Source organism: Chromatiales bacterium (assembly GCA_024234935.1).
GTDB lineage: Bacteria > Pseudomonadota > Gammaproteobacteria > Steroidobacterales.
This window is the reverse complement of sequence record JACKNI010000006.1, coordinates 71,868-96,385: the sequence shown is the minus strand read 5'-3', so window position 1 is coordinate 96,385 and position 24,518 is coordinate 71,868. Positions and strand designations below refer to the sequence as shown.

The window sequence follows — 24,518 nt, the reverse complement described above, 5'->3', positions numbered from 1 at the left end:
GGAATGTGCCCCTTCTGTGCACTTCGACAAACAGGGGGCAACGGATTCGAGGCCATTATTGCGTGGATCCCGACCGGGTCCCTCGTATCAGCCACCAGCCCACGATCAGCGCAGCGCCGGCCGCCACCACCATCCCGTAGGCCAGAAACATCCCGGTGGAAAAGCCCAGGGCGATGCCCCGGGTGATGTTCAGCACTGCGTGCCAGACCACCGCCGCAAGAATGCTGCGCGTCCGTTCACGCAGGAAGCTGAGCCAGACCGACGCGCAGAGGATTCCAAAACCAAAGCCGAAAAACTGCGCCAGCCCGAATGCCGGCCGGCTTAGAAAAAATGGCAGGTGCCACAACCACCACACCGGAAACAGGAGCAGGGTCGCCGGCAGTATCCTGAAGCGATTCAGCATCCTCGGCAGCAGGTAGCCTCGCCAGCCGGGTTCCTCGCCCAGCGCCTGCAGCAGTGCCGCGACGAGAACCAGATCGAGGACTTCCGACAGACTGCCCAGACGTCCGGTGGACAGCGCCTGCCATGATGGCGGCGTACCGGTCTGCAGGACGGTCAGCCCGGCAGCCAGCGCCAGAAATGCCAGTGGTGAAAGGAGTGTCAGTGCCCAGCCTGCCGCACCCAGACGCCATCGGCTCAGGCCCTGCCACAGGGCGGCAAGGCCACCCCGCCCTTCGGTGTGACGCAGAACCACACAGGCCGCGATGCAGGGCCCGAAGGCGCCGATGACCTCCCAGGCATCCGGCAGGCCGAAGTCGACCAGGCCGCGCTTCTGCAACAGCAGAGGCAAGATCGTCACCCAGGTCCACAGCCAGGCCACCGCGATATAAGCGAGAAGCGGATGTCTTTTCATGCCGGACCCACGTCAACCACCTGGCCACCCAAGCGTTTAACCGGACTATATGACAACAGCAGACCGTGACCTGCGGGTTAGCATTGACCACAGTTCAGACAAGAGCCATGTACCTTTGGGCACCACTGACACGCTCGACAGCTTTCTGGCCGGTGTGGAACGCCGGGCCTTCAGGATGGCGCGCATCAGCACCGGTGATGCCGACGCGGCGCTCGATATCGTGCAGGACGCCATGCTGAGGCTGGTCAGATCCTACCGGAGCCGACCTGCAGCGGAATGGACGCCCCTGTTCTACCGGATTCTGGGCAATGCCATGACCGACTGGCACAGGCAGCAGCGGCAGAGCGGGAAGATCTTTGACCGCTGGTTTGGCAGCAGTGTGGAAGATAACGACGACGCGATGGACAGCCTGCCAATGCCTGCCGGACAACAGCCGGATGAGCTGGTCGACATCGGGCAGAACCTTGCAGCTGTCGAAGCGGCGATCAATGCGCTGTCGCTGCGCCAGCAGCAGGCTTTCATGCTGCGCTGCTGGCAAGGCTTCTCGACGGCTGAAGCGGCTGCCGCGATGGGCTGTACCGAAGGCACGGTGAAGACCCTCTATTCACGCGCCCTGCACAGTCTGCGCGCCACGCTGACAGCAGATACGGCGAGCTGAGAACATGAGCAACGATCTCGAAAAGCAATTGCAGGATCAGCTTCGCGGCAGCGAAGAGCACCTCGATGCGCCCACGCTCGCCAGACTGCATGCGGCTCGCAATCGCGTACTTGAAGCTGGCGACCACCGGAAGCCACGTTGGGGGGGAAGCTGGCTGGCTGTGACGGCAGCGGCCGGCGCGGCAGCGATCGTCATGGCTGTCGCTCTCAGGCAACCGGCCGATACCGGGCAGCCCGCAGCGGCAGAATTTGAAAGCACCCTGCTGGCTGCCGCCGGCAACAACGAAATCATCAGCCCGGCGACCGACGAACCGCTAACCGGCGGAGGCGACGCTGACGAAACCCTCGACCTGCTGGAGAACCTCGATTTCTACGAGTGGCTAAGCCAGGAAGCAGCAGAGGAGCAGCCCACATGAAGCGCATCCTGCTCTGCTGCCTGCTGTTTGCCGCGAACCTGCAACCGGTACTCGCGCAGGAATGGGCGGAACTCACGACACGGCAGCAGGAATTGCTCGCACCGCTGGCTGACAAATGGCCAGCCATACCGGAAGAGCGCCGCCAAAAACTGCTGCGCGGCGCCGAGCGATGGAACAGCCTGACTCCTGAACAGCAACAGGGAATGCGCGATCGGATGCAGACCTGGCGTCGCATGAGCCCCGAACAGCAGGCCCGCGCGCGGCAGCGCTTCCAGCGGTTCCGCCGGCTGCCACCGGAAGAGCGCGCGCGACTGCGGAATGCGCAGCAGCGATTCCAGGACCTGTCGCCGGAACAGCGTGAACGCCTGCGCCAGCGCTTCCGCGACCTGACGCCGGAGCAGCGCCAGCAATTGCGGGAACGCCGGCACCCGCCGCCCTGAACAGGGGCCGGCTGCACGCGGCAGGCGCGATCCACTCCGTGGCGTCTTGCGCCGATCCTGCATGGCCGGCCGGCCGGGTCCTTATACTGGCGGCATCGTTCGCCCCGACCGAAAGGATCATTCATCCATGCGTACCACATTCACCCGCCTGATCGGCTGCGCCCTCCTCCTCGTCGCACAGGCCAGCCTCGCCGGCCTCAAGCCGGATCAGCCCACCGTACTGATCACCGGCGCCAATCGCGGCATCGGCCTCGAGTATGTGCAGCAGATCGCCGCACGCGGCTGGAATGTGATCGCGACAGCCCGCAATCCGGACGACGCAACGGAACTGCAGGCGCTGGCCAAGGACCATCCCGGCGTCGTGATCGAAAAACTGGATGTCACCGATCATCCGGGCATCGACGCGCTGGCGGCCCGCTACAAGGATCAGCCGATCGATGTGCTGATCAGCAACGCCGCGATCACCCCGCGCCTCAAGACCGCCTTCAGCGGCAAGGCGGAGATGATCGACTACGCCGTCGCGCGCAACAGTCTCGAGACCAATGCCCTCGGCGCGATCAAGGTGGCAAGCACCTTTCTGCCCAACGTGACGGCCTCGCAGCAGAAAAAGATCGTGTTCATCTCCAGCAAGGGCGGGTCTTTCACCGAGGGTCCGAAGGGGCCGATCATGTTCGAGTACCGCGCCAGCAAGGCGGCGCTGAACATGCTCGTCTACGCGTTCAGCTTTGAAACGAAGAACAAGGGCGTGACCACCATCGCACTGTCACCCGGCTCCGTGAATACCGAGCCCGCACCGGGTGAGTTCGGCTATGGCAAGAACATTCGCCAGCCGGGTGCCATCGAACCGGCCGAGAGCGTGAGCGCCATGCTGAAGGTCATCGACGGCCTGACCATCAAACAGAACGGCCAGTTCCTCGACTACAAGGATGGCCGCGTCCTCGGCTGGTAAGGCGAAGCGGCTACTCGGCCCCTGAACTGCCGGCGTCGATCGCCTCGTCCAGCTCGTTCTTGCGCCCGGCGTTGAGGTCCTCGACACCGGAAGCCTTGTCGAGTGCCTCGTGCAAGGGCGCGCCGATCACATCCGAAGCCGGGTCATAGGCTTTCGGTTCGGGTGGTTCTGCGGGTTTACCGCAGGCGGTGATGGCGAGTGCGGCGAGGGTGATTGTGAGGTTACGCATGAGGGTCTCCCTTTTGATGCCGAATAGCCCGCAGCTTAGTATTGGGGCACATTCGGCAACAATAGCCGATGCCCGAGGTGAATGAATGAGCGACGCGGCCAAATCACCTAAGAAAGGCGCAAGACGGTCAGCCAATTGGTCGAGAGAGCAGACCTTGCTCGCTTTCCAATTCTATTGCGAGACCCCTTTTGGCCAACTGCACGGCAAAAACAAGAGAGTTATAGAGCTGGCAAACTTGATCGGCCGTACGCCAGGTGCTCTTGCGATGAAATGCGTGAACATCGCCAGTCTCGACCCGGCAATCCGCGAAAGTGGGCGGAGCGGACTGAGTAATGCTTCTGCTCTTGATCGCGAAGTATGGAGAGAGTTCCATGCCAACTGGGAGCAACTAATTGATGAGTGCGAGTTGCTGAGATCACGCCTGCTGGCCGCGAGGAGCGACAAAATACCGCCAGCTGCTGATCGTGATACCGAAGCAGATTATTCGGGAGAAACTCGCGAGGCATTGGTACGGCAGCGCATTGGCCAGGCATTCTTTCGCCGCGCCATCTTAAGCAGCTATGGCAACAAGTGTTGTATTTCCGGAGTCAGCGATGGACGATTTCTCGTCGCAAGTCATATCGTTCCCTGGAGAGATGACGCGTCTATCCGTTTGCATCCGGGTAACGGCCTATGCCTTTCTGCAATACACGACAAGGCTTTCGATAGCCACCTGTTCTCCTTGACTGACGACTATCGTATCGTGCTATCGGAGCAACTGAAGACGACAAGAGACAAGTTCTTGCGCGAGGTATTTTGGTCGATTGAAGGTACTTCAATTTCCTTGCCGGACAAGTTTATTCCAGAGATCGATTTCGTGACTCGTCACAGGAGTCGTCTGGAAGGCGCAAACACCGCAGGAGTCTCGTCATGAAGATAAGTGGATACGACTTCATTTCTGAGCAGGATTTCGTTGCGCACTGGGGCGCGCATGCAAAGCCAAACGGCGATCTGTACTGCCACGATGAAGCCAGATCGTTGCCCATTGAGCATGTATGGACGGTATCTGAGGGCGAAGACCTTGATGAATATGGGTTCAATCGTGACGACAACTGGTATGCCTCCCCCGGAGTTTTCGTCATCAATGCGCTTGGCTACCTGATAACGGAAAGGCCATGGGCCGACGACACCCATGACGCAGTCTGGTACCTGGATGACGATGACGAAGCGCGCGAGGAGCGAAGAACGGATTTTGTCGCGCTGCTGGATGAGAGCTAGGCTTTGGGCTTCCCGCGTGGTCTCTGGAACGCTCCCGAAGCGTGAACTGGTTACGCCCGCAGCCGAACCGAGATTTCCAGGCCCGCCTCGCGGAGCACCGCATGCACGGTGCGAAACGACGGGTTGCCATGCCGCGACAGGGACCGGTAGGCCTGCGTCACATTGACCCCCACGCGCCGCGCAATGTGCGGCAGCCCACCGAACGCGTCGGCCACCCGCCGGACCGCCACGGCGATTTCCTCCGGCTTGCCATCGCGCAAGGTGTCATTGAGCATCTCGATGGCCAGATCGGGATCTGCGCGCAGCAGTTCGCCCATCACCTGGCGATGCGGCCTGACGGTTCCCGTTCTCTTTTTCTTCATCAAACGCTCCGAAATTCGTGCCACCAGCGCCGTACCCAGTGATGTACCACAGCAGACCCGTGGTCGTCTATAAACGAATGATGAAATGATACGGGTTACCACCCTGAACTGACAGACACCTGGATGGGAGCCACAATAGTCGTGCTTTCAGCGGAATAGCCCCAATTGCAGCTCGCAGAGCCCCGCAACTCCAGGTACCGGGGCTATTGTCGCCATCGTGACACAACGTAGAATTGGCCCATGCATCCACTGATCGAGCAAAACCGCAAGGCAATTGCCGACTTGTGCCGCCTTCATGGCGTTCACAAGCTGGAACTGTTCGGGTCCATCTTGCGGGACGACTTCGATCCGGCTCGCAGTGATATCGATGTGCTGGTCGAGTTTGCACCGGGTAGCGCAAGCAGCTTCAGCAATTTCATGCGACTCAAGGAATCGCTCGAAGCCTTGTTTGGACGGACTGTAGATCTTGTGGAACTGAAGGCGGTTCGCAATCGTCGATTGCGCTATTACATCGAGCACAGCAAGGCACCGGTGTATGCCGCAGCGTGACCCCGGCGTTTATCTTGAGGATATTGAGCACTACGCTGGGTCGGCCATCCGTTTCACTTCTGGAATCAGCCTTGAGCAGTACCTGGTTGATGAAAAGACGCAAGCGGCAGTCGAGCGCGTATTGGAAATCTGCGGCGAAGCCATGAGTAACCTTTACAAGGTTGCACCAGATATCGCAGCCGGCATTCCTCATGCGAGGAACATCGTTGGATTTCGCAATATATTGGCGCATGGCTACGCAGAGTTGGATCACAACAAGGTCTACGATATCGCCGTCAGATACGCTCCGGACTTGCTTGCGGCGACGCGAGAGCAATTGAAGCTATTTCCCGATCCATCCGCCCCATAGCGGGTAGTCCGACCACCGCCGATCACCCCGGCCAGTCGGCAACCCAGACGTCGTTGTCCATCGGCCAGGGCATGAATCGCTCGCGATCGCCGCCGAAAGTCCAGATCCTGTTGTCGCGAACCTCGATGCGGAAATCGCTCTTGCCCTGGCTCAGCGAATCGTCGGCAGCGCCCCAGACATTGTTGGTCACGAGTTGCCAGCCGTCGATGCCGTCCTGCGGATCCCAGAGCCACAGGTCATGGGCGACTGCCTGAATCTTCGATGCGTGGCCTTTCGGGCCCGGAACGTGCCCGCCGATCACGACGATCTTGCCGTTGTGCGCGATTGCCTGATGCCCGGTCCGCGGGCACCATGCCGCATGGCCTAGCAGTTCCCAGGTCGCACCCTTGTCGTCGGACTTCCAGACATCGTTGCGTCGGCCTGCCCAGTTCGGCAGGAACACCGGCCTGTCGTGATCGCCGCCCATGTAATAAAGGGTGCTGCCGACATGACAAACCTGCATGCCGGCCCGCCCCATGTCTTCGGGCAACTCGCAGCGCAGCTCCCAGGTCTCGCCGAGATCCTTGCTGACCCACAGTTCGGGGTAGAAGATCCGGTCACGGGAATTGCGCGCGCCGCCGAACAGGTAGATCTCGTCATCCATGACGTGACTGTGATGACCGGCGCGAATGCCCCACGGCGCTTCGGCACAGACCTGCTCCCAGGTGCGCCCCTGATCGGCCGAACGCCAGACGTCATTGTAAAAAGTCGTCAGGCTCTGGCCGCCGTTGAGGATCAGGTGACCCCGCACGACATCGACTTCCGGATAGCAGCGCTTGCCCCAGCCGGACGCCTTCGACATGCATTCCCAGTGGATGCCGTCGGCGCTGCGCCACGTGTCGCTGAACACGCTGAATGGTCCGGCACGACCGCTGATGATGTAGAAACAGCCGTCCATCTGCCCGCCGCGCGGCATCGCACGCCTGGCCCACGGTGCATGATCGAGAACGCGTTCCCATTTCATTTCACAACACCCGCAATACGTAGCACTTCAGGTAGCGGGTCTCGCGCAGCGCGAGCAGCACCGGGTGGTCGCGTCCGGCGCCGCGCCTTTCGATGATCTGCACATCGCGGTGCGCATCGGCGGCCGCGGCCTGCAGCATGCTTTCAAAATGCGCCTCGTCGACGTGATGACTGCAGCTTGAACTGATCAGGTAACCGCCGGGCGTCAGCAACTGCATGGCGCGCAGGTTGATCTCCTTGTAGCCGCGCAGGCCCGCATCACGGGCCGCCTTGTTCCTGGCAAAGGCCGGCGGGTCGAGGACGATGGTGTCGTACCGTTTGCCGGCGTCGAACTCTGCGCGCAGGAAATCAAACACATCGGCACACAGCACCTCGACATTGCCGAGCTTGTTGCGCCCGACGTTGGCACGGATCTGCTCGCAGGCCGGTTCCGAACTGTCGATGGCTGTCACCTGGTCCGCACGTCGCGCCATCTGCAGGGCAAATCCGCCGACATAGCTGAAGCAATCCAGCGCGCGGCCGCGTGCATAGCGCCCGGCGACGATGTGATTCTCGCGCTGATCGAGAAAGGCGCCGGTCTTCTGCCCCTCAAGCAGGTTTGCCGCCAGTTCGATCTGGCCTTCGCGCATCAGCACCGTATCCGGCACCGTGCCGTGGATCACCCCCTTCTCGGCGGGCAAGCCCTCGAGTCCGCGCACCGCGACATCCGAGCGGTTGACGATCCCCCGACAGGCAAAGGTCTCGACCAGCAGGCGCGTGAACATCTCCCGGCGCTGCTCGATGGCCGGAATCAGGAACTGTACGGACAGATAATCGCCGTAGCGGTCCACGACCAGACCGGGCAACTCGTCGCCATCGCCGTGTATCGCGCGCCAGCTGTTCTCGCCCGGCAGCATCGCCCGCCTCAATTGCACGGCAGTCTGGATACGCTGCCGGAAAAACGCCTCATCGACCGGCTGTTCGTCGCGACTCAGGCGTCGCAGTGAAATCTTTGAAGCCCGGGAATAGAAAGCCTGGCCCAGACAGCGGCCGCGCGGGTCGCAGACCCGCACGACCTCGCCCCCGGCGAGCGTGGCCGGGGGCGTGACGTCGGACTGGAAGATCCACGGATGCCCGGCCATCCAGCGGCTGGCGCCGCGCGGGCTGAGCACCACCTCCATCAGCGGTTCTTCAGCGCGTCGCGTATCTCGGTGAGCAGTACCTGGTCTGGCGTCGGGCCCGCTGGCGGCGGTGGCGGCTCGGCCTTTTTCAGCTTGTTCATGGCCCGCACCATCATGAAGATGATGAAGGCCAGGATCAGGAAATCGAGCACCGAGTTGAGAAAGGCGCCGTACTTGAGCACCGGGGCACCGGCATCCACTGCTTCCTGCAGCGTCGCGTAGTCGCCGCCCGACAGGTTGATGAACAGCGTGCTGAAGTCCACCTTGCCGAGCATCAGCCCGACGACCGGCATGATCACGTCGTTGGTCATCGACGCGACGATCTTGCCGAATGCAGCGCCGATGATGACGCCGACGGCAAGGTCCATGACATTGCCGCGCAGGGCAAATTTCTTGAATTCCTGCAGCATGACTTCCCCCTGAATTGACGATGGAAACAGGACCCCGATGGCGGGGAGCCGGCTTTAGGCTAAGCTCAGTGGCAGCGGACCGCAACAGGAGCGCGAATGGCGGGGCTGATTGCCGCCACGTCATGCGGGCGAATCGGACAACCCCGAAACAACACGGACAGGAATCATGCAGGATTACGAGAAGCTGGGTGTTTTCTACCTCGGCAAGCGATATGAAGCGCAGGGCGGGAAGCTCGGCGACGAACCGGTACTGTACGACTCGCGGGACCTGACCACGCACGCAGTGATCATCGGCATGACCGGCAGCGGCAAGACCGGTCTCGGCATCGACCTGCTCGAAGAAGCCGCCATCGACAAGGTGCCGGTCATCGCACTCGATCCAAAGGGCGACATGGGCAACCTGCTGCTCAGCTTTCCGGAACTGCGCGCTGCGGATTTCGAGCCATGGGTCGATGCCCAGGCAGCCGCGACTGCCGGCCAGTCGGTGGCTGAATTCGCCTCCGCGCAGGCGGAGACCTGGCGCAAGGGCCTCGCCGAATGGGGGCAGGCGCCGGAGCGGATCGCCCGGCTGCGTGCCGCGGCCGAGTTTGCCATCTACACACCGGGCAGCACGGCCGGCCTGCCGATCTCGGTACTCGGCTCCTTTGCGGCGCCGCCGGCAGCGGTACGCGAGGATGCCGACATCTACCGTCAGCAGGTACAGGCCACCGTCACCGGCCTGCTCACGCTGCTGGGCATCGATGCCGACCCGCTGTCGAGCCGCGAACACATCCTGCTCTCAGCGGTACTCGACCAGTGCTGGCAGCAGGGGCAGAGCCTGGACCTGGCCGGGCTGATTCATGCGGTACAAGAGCCTGGCATGAGCCGGATCGGTGTCATGGAACTCGAAACCTTCTACCCTGCCAAGGAGCGTTTCGAACTGGCGATGCGCCTCAACAACCTGCTCGCCGCACCCGGCTTCGAGGCCTGGACGCAGGGTGAGCCGCTCGACGCCGGCAAGCTCCTTTACACCGCGAGCGGCCAGCCGCGCGTTTCGGTGCTGTCCATCGCGCACCTCGACGATGCGGAGCGGATGTTCTTCGTCACCCTGCTGCTCAATGCCATCATCGCCTGGATGCGCAGTCAGCCGGGCACGGCATCGCTGCGCGCCATCTTTTACATGGACGAAGTGTTCGGCTATCTGCCGCCGGTGGCCAATCCGGCTTCAAAGCAGCTGCTGCTGACGCTTCTCAAACAGGCCCGCGCTTACGGCCTCGGCCTCGTGCTGTCCACGCAGAATCCGGTCGATCTCGACTACAAGGCGCTGTCGAACGCCGGAACGTGGTTCATCGGCCGCCTGCAGACCGAGCAGGATCGCAACCGCGTGCGCGACGGACTGCTGTCGGCAGCAGCCAGCGAGGGTCTCGATGGGGCGCAGCTCGACCAGATCCTCGGCGGCCTCGGCAAGCGCAGCTTCCTGATGCACAACGTGCATGAAAGCAGCCCGGTGCTGATGCAGTCGCGCTGGGCAATGGCTTATCTGCGCGGCCCCCTGACACGCGATGACATCCGGCGCCTGACGGGCACGAAGCCTCCTGCCGTGGCAGCAGCACCGCAGCAGCCGACCGCAGCGGCACCGGTTGCGACGCCGGCGGCCACGGTCGAGACGCGACCCCTGCTGTCGCCGGACATCCCGGTGGTGTATGCCGATCTCAGTCGAACGCCGCCCACTGCGGGGCCGCGTCTCTATCAGCCACGACTGCTGGCAGCGGCGCGCGTCGCCTATGTCAGCAGCAGGCACGATGTCGATCTGAGCCACAACGTCGTACTTGCACTCGATCCCGGCGACGGACCGCTGGACTGGGCTGCAGCCGAGGAGCTCGACATCGATATCACCCAACTCGGCCAGGAGGCGCCAGCCAGTGCAGCCTGGGCCACCTTGCCCGCTTCGCTCGGCGACCCGAAGAACTACAAGGCCTGGCAAAAGCAGTTTCAGACCTGGCTGTCTCGCGAACGGCCACTGACACTGTGGCGCTGCCCGGCGCTCAAGGAAGTATCGCGACCCGATGAAAGCGAGGGTACTTTTCGTGCCCGGCTCCAGCATCTGGCGCGCGAGGCACGCGACAGCCAGACCGATGCCCTGCGCAGGAAATACGCTGCAAAGGCTGCCACGCTTGCCGACAGGCTGCGCCGTGCCGAGCAGGCCGTACAGCGCGAGCAGGAACAGTCCACCGGTGCAAAGCTCGACGCGGTTGTCTCCGCCGGCTCCGCCATTCTCGGTGCGCTGTTCGGCCGGCGGAAAATCAGTGCCACATCAATGACACGGGCAGCGACAGCGATGCGCAAGGCCGGCAACGTGCGCAAGCAATCCGGCGACGTGGTCCGCGCTGACGAAACCGTCGCCAGCATCAATGCGCAGATTGAGGAACTCGAGAACAGCCTGCAGGCGGAGATCAGCGACATGGAAGAGACCATGAACGCACAGGCCAGCGAACTTGAAGAAGTGGCCATCCGGCCAAAGGCCGGTGACATCAGCATCCGCTTTTGCGGGCTCGCCTGGCTCAGCTAGACGAGCGGCAGGTCCATGGTCACCAGCAGGCCGGGCTGATTGTCCTCGAGGCGCAGACTGCCGCCATGCAGTCTTGCAACGGCAGCCGCAAGGCTCAAACCCAGCCCGGACCCGTCGCGCGAGGGTGTTTCGTTCAGCCGGACAAAGGGTTCGATGGCACGGCCACGCTCGTCGGCGGGTATGCCCGGCCCGGTATCGGCAACCGTGAGCACGAGACGGGCGCCATCAGCATGGGCGGCAAGCTGCACGCCGCCACCTGCCGGCGTGAACTTGAGCGCATTGTCGATCAGGTTGGCGACCGCCTGCGCGAGCAGCTGACGGTGCCCCATGACCTGCCTGTCGGGCTCCGCGGACACGCCCAGCGCGATACCCTGCTGTTCCGCCTGCGGCTGGTAGAGCTCGACCAGCTCGGCGAGCAGCACGTCCATGGCCACTGCTTCCGGACGCGCACCCACCGCACCGCTTTCCGCTTCGGCAATCTGCAGCAGCGCCGTGAGCACGCGCTGCATGTGATCGAGATCCTGCAGCGTCACCTCCACCGTTTCACGGGACGCACCGGCCACCGGATCGGCAAGCGCCCGCTCCATGCGCAGACGCATGCGGTGCATCGGACTGCGCAAATCATGGGCAGCGCTGTGCAGCGAGGCACGCAGGATTTCCGTGGTACGCGCGAGACGCGCGAGCAGCGCGTTCACCTCGCCTGCCAGCGTGTCGAACTCATCTTCCGCACCCACCACCGGCAGACGGCGCGACAGGTTGCCGCCGAGAATTTCCGCACAACTGCGGCTCACGTCAGCGACCCGCGCGAGGATGCGCTGACTCTGCCGGTAGCCGATACCCAGCGCGAGGATCGTCACCAGCAGACTGCCCACACCGGCTGCAACGGCAAAGCGCCGCACCAGGGCATGGCGCTCGCTCAGATCGGTGCCGACCATGAAGCGCAGGCCGGGCGCCGGTTCCAGCACCATCGCACGTATCGGCCGTTCGATTTCCACACCGGCTTCCTGTACCGAAATCACGAAATCCACCCAGGGCCCGCCGTCGCGGTGCACCGTCGGCCAGGCCGGGAGATTGCCGGCCAGCACATAGCCCTGTGAATCGGTGAGCAGATAGATCGCGTTGGTCCGGCTCCAGTTTTCGGCACGCAGATTCAGCTCTGCCGCCAGCGTGCGGACCCCGCCCCGCGCGTAGGCTTCGAGAAAGCCCGCGGCATCGCGCTCGATGGTTACATCGACTTCCGTATCGATGAAGCGCGTGGTGAGCAGATAGATGACGAAGACCAGGGCCAGCAGCGCGGCGGCAAAGATCGCCGCGTATACCACCGACAATCGCAGTGCGGAGGTACGCACTCAGTCCGCTCGAACCATGTAGCCTGCGCCGCGCACGGTGTGGATCAACGGCCGGTCGAAGTCCCGGTCCACCGCCTGGCGCAGCCGGCTCATGTGCACATCGATCACGTTGGTCTGCGGATCGAAATGCAGATCCCATACCCCTTCGAGCAGCATGGTGCGCGTCACGACCTGCCCGGTACGACGCAGGAGATATTCGAGCAGCTTGAACTCGCGCGCGGTCAGTTCGATGCGCCGCCCGGCACGGGTGACCGTCCGCGCCAGGATGTCCATTTCAAGATCGGCGAGGCGCAGCTTCATTTCGGGGGCCGGCGCCACCTGACCGCGGCGCAGCAGTGCCTCGATCCGCGCCAGAAGTTCGGACAGCGCAAAGGGCTTGGTCAGATAGTCGTCGCCACCGGCGCGCAAGCCCTCGACGCGATGATCCACCGAACCCAGCGCGGAAAGAATCAACACCGGCGTGCGATTGCCCTGCTTGCGCAGGACCTCGATGACCGTCAGGCCATCGAGGTGCGGCAGCATGCGATCAGCGATGATGCCGTCATAGCTGTGTTCCGTCGCGTGAAACAGGCCGTCGCGGCCATCAACGGCGTGGTCGACCTGATAGCCCGCTTCGGTCAGCGCCTTGACGAGATATCCGGCGGCATCACGATCGTCTTCGATGAGCAGGAGATGCATGCCGCAATCCTAGCAGGCAGACACCCCGCAGTGCCTGCCACGGGGCGTCTGCCGCCTTCAGCCGGTAATCGTCAGCGGCAGGAACAGTCGCGCCTCATCACGCTGTACCAGCAGCGGCACAGGCTGTCCTTTGGGCAGCTTCTTTGCCAGCCCGGCCAGCTGCTCCGGGCTGTCGACATCGCGACTGCCCAGCCTGAGGATGATGTCGCCCCGACTGAGGCCTGCCCGTGCCGCCGGACCATCGGCCACACGCACCACCAGTACACCGCCGGATTCCACACCTGATTCCTCGCGTTGCTCCGGCGTCAGGGCCACGACCTGGATATTCAGCACACCGGGCACCTTGTCGGTCGTGGCGTTTGCAGCGACCACCTCGTCGTCATCAGACTTCAGGCGCGCAACGGTGACCGGAATGGTGCGTACCGCCTTGTCCCGCCAGACTTTCAGGGTGACGGTCGTGCCCGGCGCGGTTTCACCGACCAGCGGCGGCAGATCTCCATGCTGTGCCAGCTTGTGGCCATTGAACTCGAGAATCACATCACCGGGCTTGAGGCCCGCGCGAGCCGCCGGCCCGCTCTTGTCGACCTGCCCCACCAGCGCACCGGCGGGCTTTGCCAGACCAAAAGACTTCGCCAGCTCGCCATTCACGCCCTGGATCCCGACGCCCAGCCAGCCCCGCTCGACCCGGCCATTGGCCGCGAGCTGGCGCGCCACATTGCTGGCAACGTTGACCGGTATGGCAAACGACAGGCCCATGTAGCCGCCGCTGCGACTGTAGATCTGCGAGTTGATGCCCACGACCTCGCCGCGCAGATTGAACAGCGGACCGCCAGAGTTGCCGGGATTCACGGCAACGTCTGTCTGTATGAAAGGCACGTAATTGCCATCCGGCAGGCTGCGGCCGATTGCGCTGACGATGCCCTGCGTGACCGAGTGTTCCAGACCGAAGGGCGAACCGATGGCCAGCACCCAGTCGCCCACCTCCACGCTTGATGAGTCGCCGAGCTTCACGGCCGGAAGACCGCTGGCGTCGATCTTCAGCAGGGCGACATCGGAGGCCTTGTCCAGCCCGATGAGCCTGGCGGGCTTTTCGCTGTTGTCGGACAGCTTGACGATGATCGAGTCGGCACCATCGACCACATGCGCGTTGGTCAGAATCTCGCCGTCGGCGGAAATGATGAAGCCGGAACCCAGCGAGCGCGCCTCACGCGGTTCAGGCATCGGCATGCCGCGGAAGTGACGGAAAAATTCCTCCATGCCGGGCGGCATTCCGGGCGGCATGCCCGGCGGCCCGAAAAACTGCGGACCACGGCCTTGCGCCGCCGCAACGTTCTTCATGTCCTGGGTGGTGCTGATGTTGACCACACTGGCCTGGTTGCTGCGGATGATCGGCTTGAAGTCAGGCAGATCAGCCTGCGCCAGCGGCCCGTAAAACAATGCTGCCGCGAGCAGCAGCGCTCCGACGGATCTACCGGACCTGGAAACAGCCATCGACGATCTCCTCAAAATTCAAAAACAGAAAAGGGGGCCTGCCCGTCTGGCAGACCCCCTTTCTGAACTTCACGACAACGGAAACAACGGTGCTGAAAAGTCGAGGAAGGTTCGGCGAGGCTGTCCAACCCGGGTTCGTCCAGCGAGCACGCCATTCAGAGCACACAAATGACCGCTGCATTCCGACACGCCGTATCGCCAACAACCCCGCCGTAACACTTGCTCCCCATACCGGGGAGGTCCGGTTCAGCTACCACACCGGAGGGAGGCGGCCTCAAGCGACTGTCTGGTGACACCGGCAGGTCGTCAGTACTAAAGCCTTGCCTGTACAGGGGGGGGAAAGCCAGGTTACGACTTCTTTCAACCCACCGGTGCCACCCGACTGTTACTTGCTGCCGCTCCTTCGGCTTGCCTGTCGTCCCGTGAGGGGTGTCTCCCGGGACGACGGTTGTCATGGTGGACCCGGCCCCCTCGCGGGAGCCTTGCGTGCAAGTTAAGAGTTCTTAAGGATCGGGCCGGAGGCTCGAAAAGGTCTCGCGCCAGGCGCCTGGGGCGGCTTCGGGATCGTTGACCAGTTCAAAGGTCGTGCGGCGGGCGGCCGGATTACGCAAGGACTCGATCAGCACCAGCGCCAGGTCATCGCGGGACAGGGTACTACGCAGCAGCGGCCGCCAGTGGTCACCCTGTTCGATACGCAGCCCTTTTTGGCCGGCCGGGTCGTTGACCAGTCCGCCCGGCCTGACGATGGTGTAGCTCAGGCCGCTGGCGCGCAGATAGTCCTCACCCTTGAGCCGCCAGCCCAGCGCCCCTTTGGTCGCCTTGTTGAACGGGTGATCGGGATCGGTCACACCGATCGCTGTCAGCAGCACGAAGTGCCTGACCTTCTGCGCCAGCGCTGCATCGACCAGGTTCTTCACGCCACCGTAATCGACAAACTCGGCGCTGTTCGGGCCGGTGATCTGGTTGGCACCGATGACGCTGATGACTTCCGTCACGCCGCGCATCGCAGCCGCCACCTGGGCCGCATCGCGCACATCGCATTCCACCCAGTCGACGTCGGCAAAGGCCGGCCCCAGACGCTTCATCGCTTCCTCACGACTGCGCGTCATGGCCCTGAAAGCGACCCCCTCCTCGCGCAAATGCTCCACGACGAAGTGGCCGGCGCGCCCCGATGCGCCGGCGACCAGAATCAGTTCGACCGGCTTCGTCGTTGCGGATGGTCGGGGAGCGACCGGCTGTGTGGCGCAGCCCGCCAGCAGCAATACGCTGCCGGCTGCCATCAGGACGGCGTGCAGAGTTCTACGCATCATCAGCCCTCATCTCACCGGCATTGCATCGAAGGCAATGCTGATGCGCTTTTCGCCGGAAGTAAACGGAATGGTGCGGTGATAGAAGGCCGACGGGAACAGCGCAAGCCGGCCCTCCCGCGGTGCGACCACGCGCAGCTCGGCCGGCGCCCGCACCAGCAGGCGCTCCGGCGGGCGGCTGAACTCCAGCGCGCCGGCAATCGATCGTGAATCGGCTGCATCCGGCAGCGGCTGCATGTCCTGCGGTACACGCACATAGTACGCACCGCTCAGCCAGCCCAGCGGATGCATGTGCGGTGCCTGGTGCCCACCCGGCCCGAGCACGGTACCCCAGACCCGCAGCGTCCAGCGATCGGATGCGCGCGCCATCATCGGATGTGTGGCGAGACCTGTGCGTCTGAAGTATTCGGCACTGTCGCGGACGGCCGTATTGATCAGCTCACGCAGTGCGGAGAGCGCCGGATGCGCATCCAGATCGAGCTCGCCCGTCTGGCCGCCGAGCCGCGTCGACTTGCCGAGCGGGTTGGCGTTCAACGAGGGATCGTTCGTGATGCAGCGGGCAAGCTGCGCATTGAAGTCAGCGAGATCGGCAAATCCCGCCGGCACCACAGGCTCGATGACCCGCACGCAGTGCTCCAGGTCGAGGATCTGTCGCGCCTCATCGGCGCGACCGGCATCGCGCAGCGCGTAGGCATACACCGTCAGCACCAGGCATTCACCCGGATGACGGCGAAGAAACGTTTCACACAGCGACAGCGCGGCGCCCATCTGGTCGTGAGCCGCCAGCAGGTTGGCGAGATCAGCCGTGGCACGTGCATTGTCCGGATTGATGCGCACCGCGGTGTGCAGGATCGCGATTGCCGCTTCATGCTCGCCGAGCATGCGCCGTGCGAGACCGAGGTTGATCAGCGCCATGTCATCGGCCGGCTGGATCTTCAGCGCGCGCTCGAGGTCCGCAACAGCCTCCGCATAGCGTTCGATGCCGCAAAGTACCGCGCCGCGCGCGACCAGCAGGAGCGCCCGGCCGGGCCAGTCCTTCAGCGCGGCATCGCTTTCGGCCAGCGCCTCGACACCACGCCCCGCTTCCAGCAGGGTATTGATCAGGTTGCAGCGCACCTCGATATCGTCGGGATCCAGCGCCAGGGCACGGCGATGACAGTCGACGGCCGCATCGACATGGCCCCGGTATTGCAGCAGCGCGCCGAGATTCGCCAGTGCCCGCAGGTGATCGGGGGCAAGACGCACCGCTTCGCGCAGCGCTTTTTCCGCCTGCAGCAACTCACCGGTCGCCAGATGACAGAGACCGAGTTCGGCGGCGGCTTCCGCATCATCAGGTGCCGCAGCGCAGGCCTGCTGCAGCAGCGCGAGCGCGGTGCCGGCATCGCCCTGCTCGCGCAACAGCACGCCGCGCAGACGCAGTGCCTGCGCGTGCTGCGGCTCGACCGCAAGGAATCGCGCATAGCACTCATCCGCGGCTTCGATGCGGCCGGCCCGGTGCAGGGACATCGCCTCGTGCAGCAGCTTGCGGCTTTCAGCTTGCTCGTTCGGGTTCACGGGTGGCAAGGGTACAGATTCGGGATGGCTGACAAAATGCCCGCTCGCTTCAGGCGAGGTGCGAGATCGCGCGCCACGCCGCCAGCTTGTCGGCCGGCGTGATGCCGGCATTGGCCGGACTTGTGGATGGCAGGGTGGCATAACGCAAGTCCGGAAACCGGACAGCAAGCGTCGGCAACACGAGGCGACGATAAAGCTCGGCCGCGGTCTTGCCATTGAAGAACACTGCGCAGATCTGTGGATGGCGCACAAAGAACCGCACGAAATCGTTGGGCAGCGCCGATGAACGCCGGATGTTCGAATCGAGGCTGCCCGGACGCTGACAGGATTCGAGCACGTCCCAGAGCGCCACGCGGTGGGCAATCAGGGCCTCCAGTCGCTCTCCGTAAGGTGCCCGGCGGTCGATGCCATAAAGCTGCTCGATGATCTGCCAGAACACGTTTTGCGGCTGCGCGTAGTACTGCCCTGCCGTCAGTGAGGCCACGCCCGGCATGGAGCCGAGGACCAGCACACGGGCATCGGCACGGGAGACTGGCGAAAAACTGTTCAGGCGACCGGACATCTGCTGCGATTATGCGCCGGACGATCCTGTTCTGTGGCATCGTCGACTTCTGGCCCGACCGTCCGAACAGGAGCATTCATGTCCGAGCACACAGCCCTCATCCGCTGGCAGAACAGCAGCACGACGATGGACTACGACAGTTATCCGCGCGATCACCACTGGGAATTCCCCGGCGGGCCCGCCGTGTGTGGCTCGGCCGCCGAAGGCTACGGCGGCGGCAAAGGCTGCATCGATCCCGAGGAAGGACTGGTCGCCTCGGTATCCGCCTGCCACATGCTGACCTTTCTCGCCGTCGCGGCAAAGAAAAAGATGGTCGTGGCAAGCTACACCGACCGGCCCGTCGGACATCTGGAGAAAAATGCGGAAGGCCGCATCGCGGTGACCCGCATCGAACTGCACCCGGTCGTGCAGTTTGGCCCCGGCACCGACGTTTCGGCCGAGGAGCTGCGGCGGCTGCATGACTCCGCGCACCGCAACTGCTTCATCGCCAACTCGATAAAGGCCGAGGTGACGGTCAGCAGCAATGGCAACCTTGGTTGACAGCCCTCGCCGTCACTCAGCATGATCGGGACATGATGTCGATAAAAGTCGGGTACTGATGTTTCTGGCGCTGCGGGATCTCGCTTTCGCGAAGGGCCGCTTCCTGCTGATGGGCCTGGTCGTGGCGCTGGTCGCGTTCCTGACCACTTTCCTGTCGGGACTCTCCGAAGGACTGGTCAGCAACAACATTTCCGGCCTGCTGCATCTGCCCTGCGGCTACGTGGCACTTCAGTACGATGAGCGGCCGACTTTTCGCGGCAGCCTGATCGAGCGCGCACAGTGGGAGGACTGGGCATCCCGTGCCGGCGTGACGCGCGCCGAGCCCATGGGACATACGACCTTCACGGCCCGCGTCCAGAACAATGTGCCGGTCGAACTGGTGCTGTGGGGCGTGCGGCCCGGTTCATTTCTCATGCCGCAGGTCCTTGAGGGCGAGCAGATCGGCGGCACCGAAAACGGCGTCGTTATTTCACGGCTGCTGGCCTCACGCGGCGTCGGCATCGGCGACACCCTCACCCTGGACCGCGTGCTTACCGAACTGAAGGTCATCGGTATCACCGACGAGCAGAACTACGAGCACATCCCGATCGTGTATGCACCGCTGCGCAAATGGCAGGAAGCCACCTACGGCCCGCCGGGCGGCGCGCCGCCGGGCGAAAAACTTCCGGACGTGCTGTACGACTACGCCAGCCTGGTGGCAATGGACCTTGCGCCCGGTATGGATTACCGGGCCATTGACGAAGAGATCGGCACGATCACACTGACGGTCAGGGAATCATTCGATACCTCGCAGGCCTACTCTGTAGAGGTCAATACGGTAACCGCCATCCAGGCCTTCATGATTTTCACCGCCACCATACTGGTCGGCGCGTTCTTCACCATCTGGACGATCCAGCGAACCCAGGAAATCGGACTGGTAAAGGCCCTCGGCGCATCCAACGCCTACCTGCTGCGTGATTCACTGGGCCAGGCACTGATCGTGATGCTTGTGGCGACGGTGATCGGTGTCGCTCTCGGCATGGGCGTCGGCCTCGCATTCCGGATGTTCATCAGCGCCGAATTTCCTTTCATGCTGAAAACCGCGCCGGTACTGGGTGCAGCTGTCCTGCTGCTGGCAGCCGGACTCATCGGTGGTGCGATATCGATCCGCCTGATCACGCGGGTGGATCCGATCATCGCGCTCGGACGGGATCGCTGAGCGTGGACACCGGCAAGGGGCTGCGCGTCGAACATGTATCGCTGGTGCTGGGCGACGGCGATCAGCAGGTCACCGCACTGGACGATGTATCGGTGACCGTAAAGGCCGGCGAACTGCTCGCCGTGCTCGGCCCTTCGGGCGCTGGCAAGTCAAGCCTGCTGGCCGTCTGCGGCGGGCTGTGCACGCCTACCAGCGGGCACATACATGTCGGTGAGGTCGATATCACCGGCCTCAGCCGGTCCCGGGTGACCACGGTGCGCCGGGAGCAGATCGGTTTTGTTTTTCAGCAATCCAATCTCGTGCCGTCATTGTCGGCGCTCGACCAGCTGCTGCTGATGGTGCATCTGACCGGCCGCCGGCCGGGACGTACAGATCGCGAAAAAGCCATGGGCCTGCTGCGGGAAGTCGGCATGGAGCAGCGGGCCGGCCGGCGTCCCGGCCAGTTGTCCGGTGGGGAGCGCCAGCGCGTCGGTATCGCGCGGGCCTTCATGGGCCAGCCGACGGTCCTGCTGGTCGATGAGCCCACCTCCATGCTGGATCACCAGCGCGGCCGGCAGATCGTCCAGCTCCTGGCGCAACAATGTCACGATCGCCAGGTTGCCACGCTGATGGTGACACACGATCGCGATATGCTTTCACTCGCTGATCGCGCCGTGCACATGCTTGACGGTCGCCTGCAGCCGCTGGAGGCTGCGTTTGCTCCGCACTAACACCGGCCTGAAGCCGGTCAGGGGACTTGCACCATGAACTCCATGCATCATCGGCCCGGCCCATTCATGATGGCGAGCGCCGCCGCGTTGCTGCTCCTCGCAGGCAGCCTCCACGCCCAGGAAGATCACTCGCATCACCACGACCATGACGCAGTGCCGGAGATGGACGCACAGGGCAAGCGCCTCACCTCCTACAACCAGCGTCACGAGATGACGCCGGAAGCGCGCGCCGGGCTGCGGAAGAAAGTCGCCCTGTACCGCGGCATGACCGACCGCGAACTCGACATGAACATGAATGCGATGGGCCCTGACTACGCATGGTATGTCAGCGACCCGAAGCTGCGTGGCGATACCGGCGTGCTGGTACTGTCGCACGGTGTCGGCGAGAACAGCGACGCGGCGATGAAAAAATCCCTCGAGCCACTCGCGGCAAAGCAGCCGATGGCCATCGCCTTCGGCATGGCGATGATGGGTTCGGCACACATTCAGGCCGCCGTCGATGACCTGGCGGCGCGGGGCGTGAAGCACATCGTGCTGGTGGACGGCGGCACGACAACTGCATTCAACACGCTGACGCGCCACTGGCAGTACATCTTCGGCATGTATCCGGAAGCCAGTTATCTGGATGTGCCGAAGATCAAGGCACCGCCGGGCGTCACTTTCAGCTATGCAGGACACATGAACGACCGGCCGGTCATCACCAGGATGCTCTACGCCAACATCAAGTCGGTCAGCAAGGATCCGGAGAATGAGGTCGTGCTCATCGTCGGTCATGGCCCCGAAGACAAGGAAGACAACATCCCGGACCTGAAGCTGATCCAGGCCCACGTCGACCGCCTCAAGGCGAAGAAGGAATTCGCCGACGTCAGGATCATCAACCTGCAGGACGATGCGATCCTGCCGGTCCGCGAATCCAACGTGCGCAAACTGCGCGGCTGGGTGCAGCAGGCCGACAAGGCCGGAAAGCGTGTCATCGTCGTGGCCATAGCGGCCGCCAGTCATGGCGTGCAGATGCATATCAGGAACGACCTGCGTGGCCTGAACTACACTTTCGCCGAGCAGGGCCTCGCCGAGAATCCTGATTTCGTGGAGTATGTCGGGGAGCTGATCAGGGAAGGCAGCACCAGGTAACTCCTGACAAACGACAACATTTCCCGTGGAGAACAATCATGGCCTTGCATCATGCGGATTCCGGCGAAATCATCGATATCCGGCCACTTGGCAAACAGCTGAAAGACGCCATCGCAACGACTCTGGTGAAAACCGCCCACATGCAGGTTTTTCGCTTCATCCTGCAGAAGGGCGCCGAGTTTGCCGAACACAAGGTGCACGGCGAGATCACGGTGCAGTGCCTGGAGGGCGTCGTTGAACTCGGGTCGGGCGCAGGCAAACAGACCCTGCGCGCCGGCGAGCTTGTCTACCTGAAGAGCGACGTCCCGCATGCGCTCCGGGGCATCGAGGACGCATCGGTACTGGTGACGATTGTGGCAAACCACAAGAGCTGAACCGGCGGCACCGCTCACGGCCACCCGCCAAAGCTGCCGGAATTCCGGCAGGATGGCAGGTCTATAAGGTATATCCCATATATTGCTTTCCAGAAGCCGCCGGGTACTATAAGAACTATCTTTAATCGTTCTTATGAAATCCGGAAGGCTGACCCATGCGCTCTCCCCGTCTGATCTGGAAAACCCTCGCCGTGGTTTTCGTTCTTTCCTTCGCCGTGCTCGGCTGGACAGGCCGGGAAATCTACCTCGCCGCGCCGCCAATTCCCGCCAGGGTTGTCGTCGACGACGGCAGCATCATCTACACCGGCGCTGATATCCAGCGCGGCCAGCAGGTCTGGCTGGCCGCCGGCGGCCAGCAACTCGGTTCGGTCTGGGGACACGGAGGCTATGTGGCGCCGGACTGGTCGGCCGACTGGTTGCACCGCGAAGCACTGGCATTGCGGGAAGAACTGGCGACAAGCGTCTTTGCAACACCGTACGCGCAACTGACTTTCGAACAACGCGCCGGTATCGACGCGCGGGTGAAAGTCCAGATGCGCCGCAACGACTACGACGCCGACAGCGGGACACTGCGCATCCCCGCATCGCGGGCTGCAGCCATCAGCACCGTCTCGGCACATTATGGTGAATTGTTCGGCAACGGGCAGGCGCTGGATACGCTGCGCGAGCAGTATGCGATGAGCGCCGATACCGTGCCGGCCGCGGCCGATCGCAGGGCGCTCTCGGCTTTCTTCTTCTGGTCGTCATGGGCCGCGGCCACCGACCGGCCGGGAGAAACCGGCCTCTCCTACACCAGCAACTGGCCGCACGAGCCGCTGGTCGGCAACCGCATGACCGCGGGCAGCGCCATCTGGTCGATCGTCAGCATCATTCTGCTCATCGCCGGCATTGCCGCCATGCTCTGGTATCACAGTGCGCAACATGAGCCCGAGCCACCGGCGGTGCCGGCCAGGGATCCGCTGTTTGGTGCGCAGGCGACGGCCTCGATGCTTGCAACCCGCAAGTACTTCTTTGCAGTCGTCGGGATACTGCTTCTGCAGGTCGCGATGGGAGTCATCACCGCGCACTATGCCGTCGAGGGACAAACCTTCTTTTCCCTGCCGCTGGGCGAACTGCTGCCCTATGTGGTGAGTCGCACGATCCACACGCAGACCGGCATCTTCTGGATCGCCACTGCCTGGCTCGCCACCGGGCTCTATATCGCTCCGCTGCTCTCGGGCAAGGAACCTGCCGGCCAGAAGCTCGGCGTCGATCTGCTGTTCTGGGCGCTGGTCGCCATCGTGGTCGGCTCCACCGTTACCGGCTGGCTCGGTACGCTGCAGGCGCGCGGCACGGACTACGCCTTCTGGATCGGCAACCAGGGACTGGAGTTCACCAGCATGGGACGCGTATGGCAGACCCTGCTGTTTGTCGGCCTGATGTTCTGGCTGTTCCTGCTCGGGCGCGCGCTGTGGCCGGCACTGCGCCAGCCAGGCGAAACGCGCGGGCTGATCGCCATGGTCTTTCTGTCCGCGACGTGCATCGGCGGTTTTTATGCCACCTCGCTGGTGTGGGGCCAGGAAACGCACTACTCGATGATCGAATACTGGCGCTGGTGGTTGGTGCACCTGTGGGTGGAGGGCTTCTTCGAAGTATTTGCCACCGCGGTGGTAGCCCTGATCTTCACCCGGCTCGGACTGATCCGGACCAGCACCGCCAACGTCGCCATCGTCATGGAGACCACGGTATTCCTGTTCGGCGGCATCCTCGGCACGCTGCACCATCTGTATTTCACCGGTGCACCGACCTCGGTGATTGCACTCGGCGCGGTGTTCTCGGCCATGGAGGTGGTGCCTCTGGCACTGGTCGGCATCGAAGGCTATCGCACCTACCTGCGCAGCAAGGCGGCGCCGTGGGTCGCGAGCTATCGCTGGCCGATCCTCTTCTTCGTCGCCGTGGGCTTCTGGAACACGGTCGGCGCAGGACTGCTCGGCTTCTCCATCAACCCGCCTGCATCGCTCTATTTCGTGCAGGGGCTCAACCTGACGGCAGCCCACGGGCATGCGGCACTGTTCGGCGTCTACGGCATGCTCGGCATCGGCCTGATGCTCTTCTGCCTGCGCGGCCTTTATGCGCCCGGCCGTCATGCCGAAGCACTGGTAGGCAAGGCCTTCTGGTGTCTCAACGGGGGTCTGGCCATGATGGTGTTCATGTCCCTCCTGCCCGCCGGCATCTATCAGGCAGCGGCAAGTATCACGCAGGGCCTGTGGTATGCGCGCTCGCCGGAAATCGTGCACTCCCCGGTGATGGAGTTCCTGGTCTGGATGCGGGTGCCCGGCGACATCGTCTTTGCACTCGGGGTCCTCGCGCTGTCTGCTTATGTACTGAAACTCCTCGGGCGGGAGCCCGGGGAGCTGAGGCAGGGCGAACTCGCGTCGGCCAGTAAAACCGCCTGAGCCGGCTC

General features: G+C 63.3%; 27 protein-coding genes. 15 read left to right on the top strand and 12 right to left on the bottom strand.

Going from position 1 to position 24,518, the window contains the following annotated elements; genetic code table 11:
* Positions 1–55 precede the first annotated feature (55 nt).
* On the bottom strand, positions 56–853 hold the full coding sequence (locus tag H6979_12265) for a CPBP family intramembrane metalloprotease (GenBank protein ID MCP5140617.1): 798 nt from the start codon (positions 851–853) through the stop codon (positions 56–58).
* A gap of 49 nt (positions 854–902) precedes the next feature.
* On the opposite strand from H6979_12265, the gene H6979_12260 reads away from it, so the two are divergent.
* The 4 genes from H6979_12260 (at position 903) to H6979_12245 (ending at position 3,315) form a co-directional block, all read left to right on the top strand.
* Positions 903–1,511 carry an RNA polymerase sigma factor gene (locus H6979_12260; protein MCP5140616.1) on the top strand — a complete coding sequence of 203 codons (609 nt, stop codon included), beginning with the start codon at positions 903–905 and terminating at the stop codon, positions 1,509–1,511.
* Positions 1,512–1,515: 4 nt separating this feature from the next.
* Positions 1,516–1,926: a hypothetical protein gene (locus H6979_12255; GenBank protein MCP5140615.1), complete on the top strand. Its 411-nt coding sequence runs from the start codon at positions 1,516–1,518 to the stop codon at positions 1,924–1,926.
* On the top strand, positions 1,923–2,366 hold the full coding sequence (locus tag H6979_12250; protein ID MCP5140614.1) for a DUF3106 domain-containing protein: 444 nt from the start codon (positions 1,923–1,925) through the stop codon (positions 2,364–2,366). The genes H6979_12255 and H6979_12250 overlap by 4 nt, the downstream gene beginning before the upstream one ends.
* Before the next feature lie 127 nt (positions 2,367–2,493).
* On the top strand, positions 2,494–3,315 hold the full coding sequence (locus H6979_12245; protein MCP5140613.1) for an SDR family oxidoreductase: 822 nt from the start codon (positions 2,494–2,496) through the stop codon (positions 3,313–3,315).
* Positions 3,316–3,325: 10 nt separating this feature from the next.
* On the opposite strand, the gene H6979_12240 is transcribed toward H6979_12245, so the two are convergent.
* Entirely contained in the window at positions 3,326–3,544 is a 219-nt protein-coding gene (locus H6979_12240) for a hypothetical protein (protein MCP5140612.1), read from the bottom strand.
* An 85-nt stretch (positions 3,545–3,629) separates the two neighbouring features.
* Here H6979_12240 and H6979_12235 point away from each other — a divergent pair, with 85 nt between their 5' ends.
* Together H6979_12235 and H6979_12230 are read left to right on the top strand one after the other, a co-directional pair.
* Positions 3,630–4,457, top strand: a complete 828-nt coding sequence (locus H6979_12235; GenBank protein MCP5140611.1) for an HNH endonuclease — start codon at positions 3,630–3,632, stop codon at positions 4,455–4,457.
* On the top strand, positions 4,454–4,801 hold the full coding sequence (locus tag H6979_12230; protein ID MCP5140610.1) for a hypothetical protein: 348 nt from the start codon (positions 4,454–4,456) through the stop codon (positions 4,799–4,801). Before H6979_12235 ends, H6979_12230 begins: the two co-directional genes overlap by 4 nt.
* Before the next feature lie 50 nt (positions 4,802–4,851).
* Here H6979_12230 and H6979_12225 read toward each other — a convergent pair whose 3' ends face one another.
* The gene (locus H6979_12225; GenBank protein MCP5140609.1) at positions 4,852–5,163 is read right to left on the bottom strand and encodes an addiction module antidote protein; all 312 of its coding nucleotides are present in this window, start codon (positions 5,161–5,163) and stop codon (positions 4,852–4,854) included.
* 240 nt (positions 5,164–5,403) lie between these two features.
* On the opposite strand from H6979_12225, the gene H6979_12220 reads away from it, so the two are divergent.
* Together H6979_12220 and H6979_12215 are read left to right on the top strand one after the other, a co-directional pair.
* Positions 5,404–5,712 (top strand): nucleotidyltransferase domain-containing protein, encoded by a 309-nt coding sequence (locus H6979_12220; GenBank protein ID MCP5140608.1) that lies wholly within the window; start codon positions 5,404–5,406, stop codon positions 5,710–5,712.
* On the top strand, positions 5,699–6,061 hold the full coding sequence (locus H6979_12215; protein MCP5140607.1) for a DUF86 domain-containing protein: 363 nt from the start codon (positions 5,699–5,701) through the stop codon (positions 6,059–6,061). The genes H6979_12220 and H6979_12215 overlap by 14 nt, the downstream gene beginning before the upstream one ends.
* A gap of 22 nt (positions 6,062–6,083) precedes the next feature.
* Here the strand turns inward: H6979_12215 and H6979_12210 are convergent, their stop codons facing one another.
* From H6979_12210 to mscL, 3 genes are read right to left on the bottom strand one after another with little or no spacing between them, the layout of a single operon-like run.
* A complete protein-coding gene (locus tag H6979_12210) occupies positions 6,084–7,064 on the bottom strand; it encodes an exo-alpha-sialidase (protein ID MCP5140606.1) in 981 nt (326 codons plus the stop codon).
* A gap of 1 nt (position 7,065) precedes the next feature.
* Complete coding sequence (locus H6979_12205) at positions 7,066–8,223, bottom strand: class I SAM-dependent rRNA methyltransferase (GenBank protein MCP5140605.1); 1,158 nt, start codon at positions 8,221–8,223, stop codon at positions 7,066–7,068.
* On the bottom strand, positions 8,223–8,633 hold the full coding sequence (gene mscL, locus H6979_12200; protein MCP5140604.1) for a large conductance mechanosensitive channel protein MscL: 411 nt from the start codon (positions 8,631–8,633) through the stop codon (positions 8,223–8,225). The genes H6979_12205 and mscL overlap by 1 nt, the downstream gene beginning before the upstream one ends.
* Before the next feature lie 166 nt (positions 8,634–8,799).
* Between mscL and H6979_12195 the strand changes: the two genes are divergently transcribed.
* On the top strand, positions 8,800–11,181 hold the full coding sequence (locus tag H6979_12195) for a DUF87 domain-containing protein (GenBank protein MCP5140603.1): 2,382 nt from the start codon (positions 8,800–8,802) through the stop codon (positions 11,179–11,181).
* Here the strand turns inward: H6979_12195 and H6979_12190 are convergent.
* The 6 genes from H6979_12190 to H6979_12165 all read right to left on the bottom strand — a co-directional run bounded on the left by H6979_12190 (position 11,178) and on the right by H6979_12165 (position 18,122).
* Positions 11,178–12,530 carry a HAMP domain-containing histidine kinase gene (locus H6979_12190; protein MCP5140602.1) on the bottom strand — a complete coding sequence of 451 codons (1,353 nt, stop codon included), beginning with the start codon at positions 12,528–12,530 and terminating at the stop codon, positions 11,178–11,180. The two genes, H6979_12195 and H6979_12190, sit on opposite strands and share 4 nt — an antisense overlap.
* On the bottom strand, positions 12,531–13,208 hold the full coding sequence (locus H6979_12185) for a winged helix-turn-helix domain-containing protein (protein MCP5140601.1): 678 nt from the start codon (positions 13,206–13,208) through the stop codon (positions 12,531–12,533).
* Positions 13,209–13,265: 57 nt separating this feature from the next.
* Positions 13,266–14,699, bottom strand: coding sequence for a DegQ family serine endoprotease (locus tag H6979_12180; GenBank protein MCP5140600.1), 1,434 nt, complete (start codon positions 14,697–14,699; stop codon positions 13,266–13,268).
* Positions 14,700–15,202: 503 nt separating this feature from the next.
* A complete protein-coding gene (locus H6979_12175; GenBank protein ID MCP5140599.1) occupies positions 15,203–16,009 on the bottom strand; it encodes an SDR family oxidoreductase in 807 nt (268 codons plus the stop codon).
* 6 nt (positions 16,010–16,015) lie between these two features.
* On the bottom strand, positions 16,016–17,569 hold the full coding sequence (locus tag H6979_12170; protein MCP5140598.1) for a tetratricopeptide repeat protein: 1,554 nt from the start codon (positions 17,567–17,569) through the stop codon (positions 16,016–16,018).
* Between the two features lie 40 nt (positions 17,570–17,609).
* Positions 17,610–18,122, bottom strand: coding sequence for a DNA-deoxyinosine glycosylase (locus H6979_12165; GenBank protein MCP5140597.1), 513 nt, complete (start codon positions 18,120–18,122; stop codon positions 17,610–17,612).
* Between the two features lie 78 nt (positions 18,123–18,200).
* Here H6979_12165 and H6979_12160 point away from each other — a divergent pair, with 78 nt between their 5' ends.
* The 6 genes from H6979_12160 (at position 18,201) to H6979_12135 (ending at position 24,510) form a co-directional block, all read left to right on the top strand.
* A complete protein-coding gene (locus H6979_12160) occupies positions 18,201–18,662 on the top strand; it encodes an OsmC family protein (GenBank protein ID MCP5140596.1) in 462 nt (153 codons plus the stop codon).
* 58 nt (positions 18,663–18,720) lie between these two features.
* On the top strand, positions 18,721–19,860 hold the full coding sequence (locus tag H6979_12155) for an ABC transporter permease (GenBank protein MCP5140595.1): 1,140 nt from the start codon (positions 18,721–18,723) through the stop codon (positions 19,858–19,860).
* Positions 19,857–20,570, top strand: coding sequence for an ABC transporter ATP-binding protein (locus H6979_12150; GenBank protein ID MCP5140594.1), 714 nt, complete (start codon positions 19,857–19,859; stop codon positions 20,568–20,570). The genes H6979_12155 and H6979_12150 overlap by 4 nt, the downstream gene beginning before the upstream one ends.
* A gap of 33 nt (positions 20,571–20,603) precedes the next feature.
* Positions 20,604–21,701, top strand: coding sequence for a hypothetical protein (locus H6979_12145; protein MCP5140593.1), 1,098 nt, complete (start codon positions 20,604–20,606; stop codon positions 21,699–21,701).
* A 38-nt stretch (positions 21,702–21,739) separates the two neighbouring features.
* Positions 21,740–22,075, top strand: a complete 336-nt coding sequence (locus H6979_12140) for a cupin domain-containing protein (protein ID MCP5140592.1) — start codon at positions 21,740–21,742, stop codon at positions 22,073–22,075.
* A gap of 155 nt (positions 22,076–22,230) precedes the next feature.
* Positions 22,231–24,510, top strand: coding sequence for a nitric-oxide reductase large subunit (locus H6979_12135; protein ID MCP5140591.1), 2,280 nt, complete (start codon positions 22,231–22,233; stop codon positions 24,508–24,510).
* The last annotated feature ends 8 nt before the right edge of the window (positions 24,511–24,518 follow it).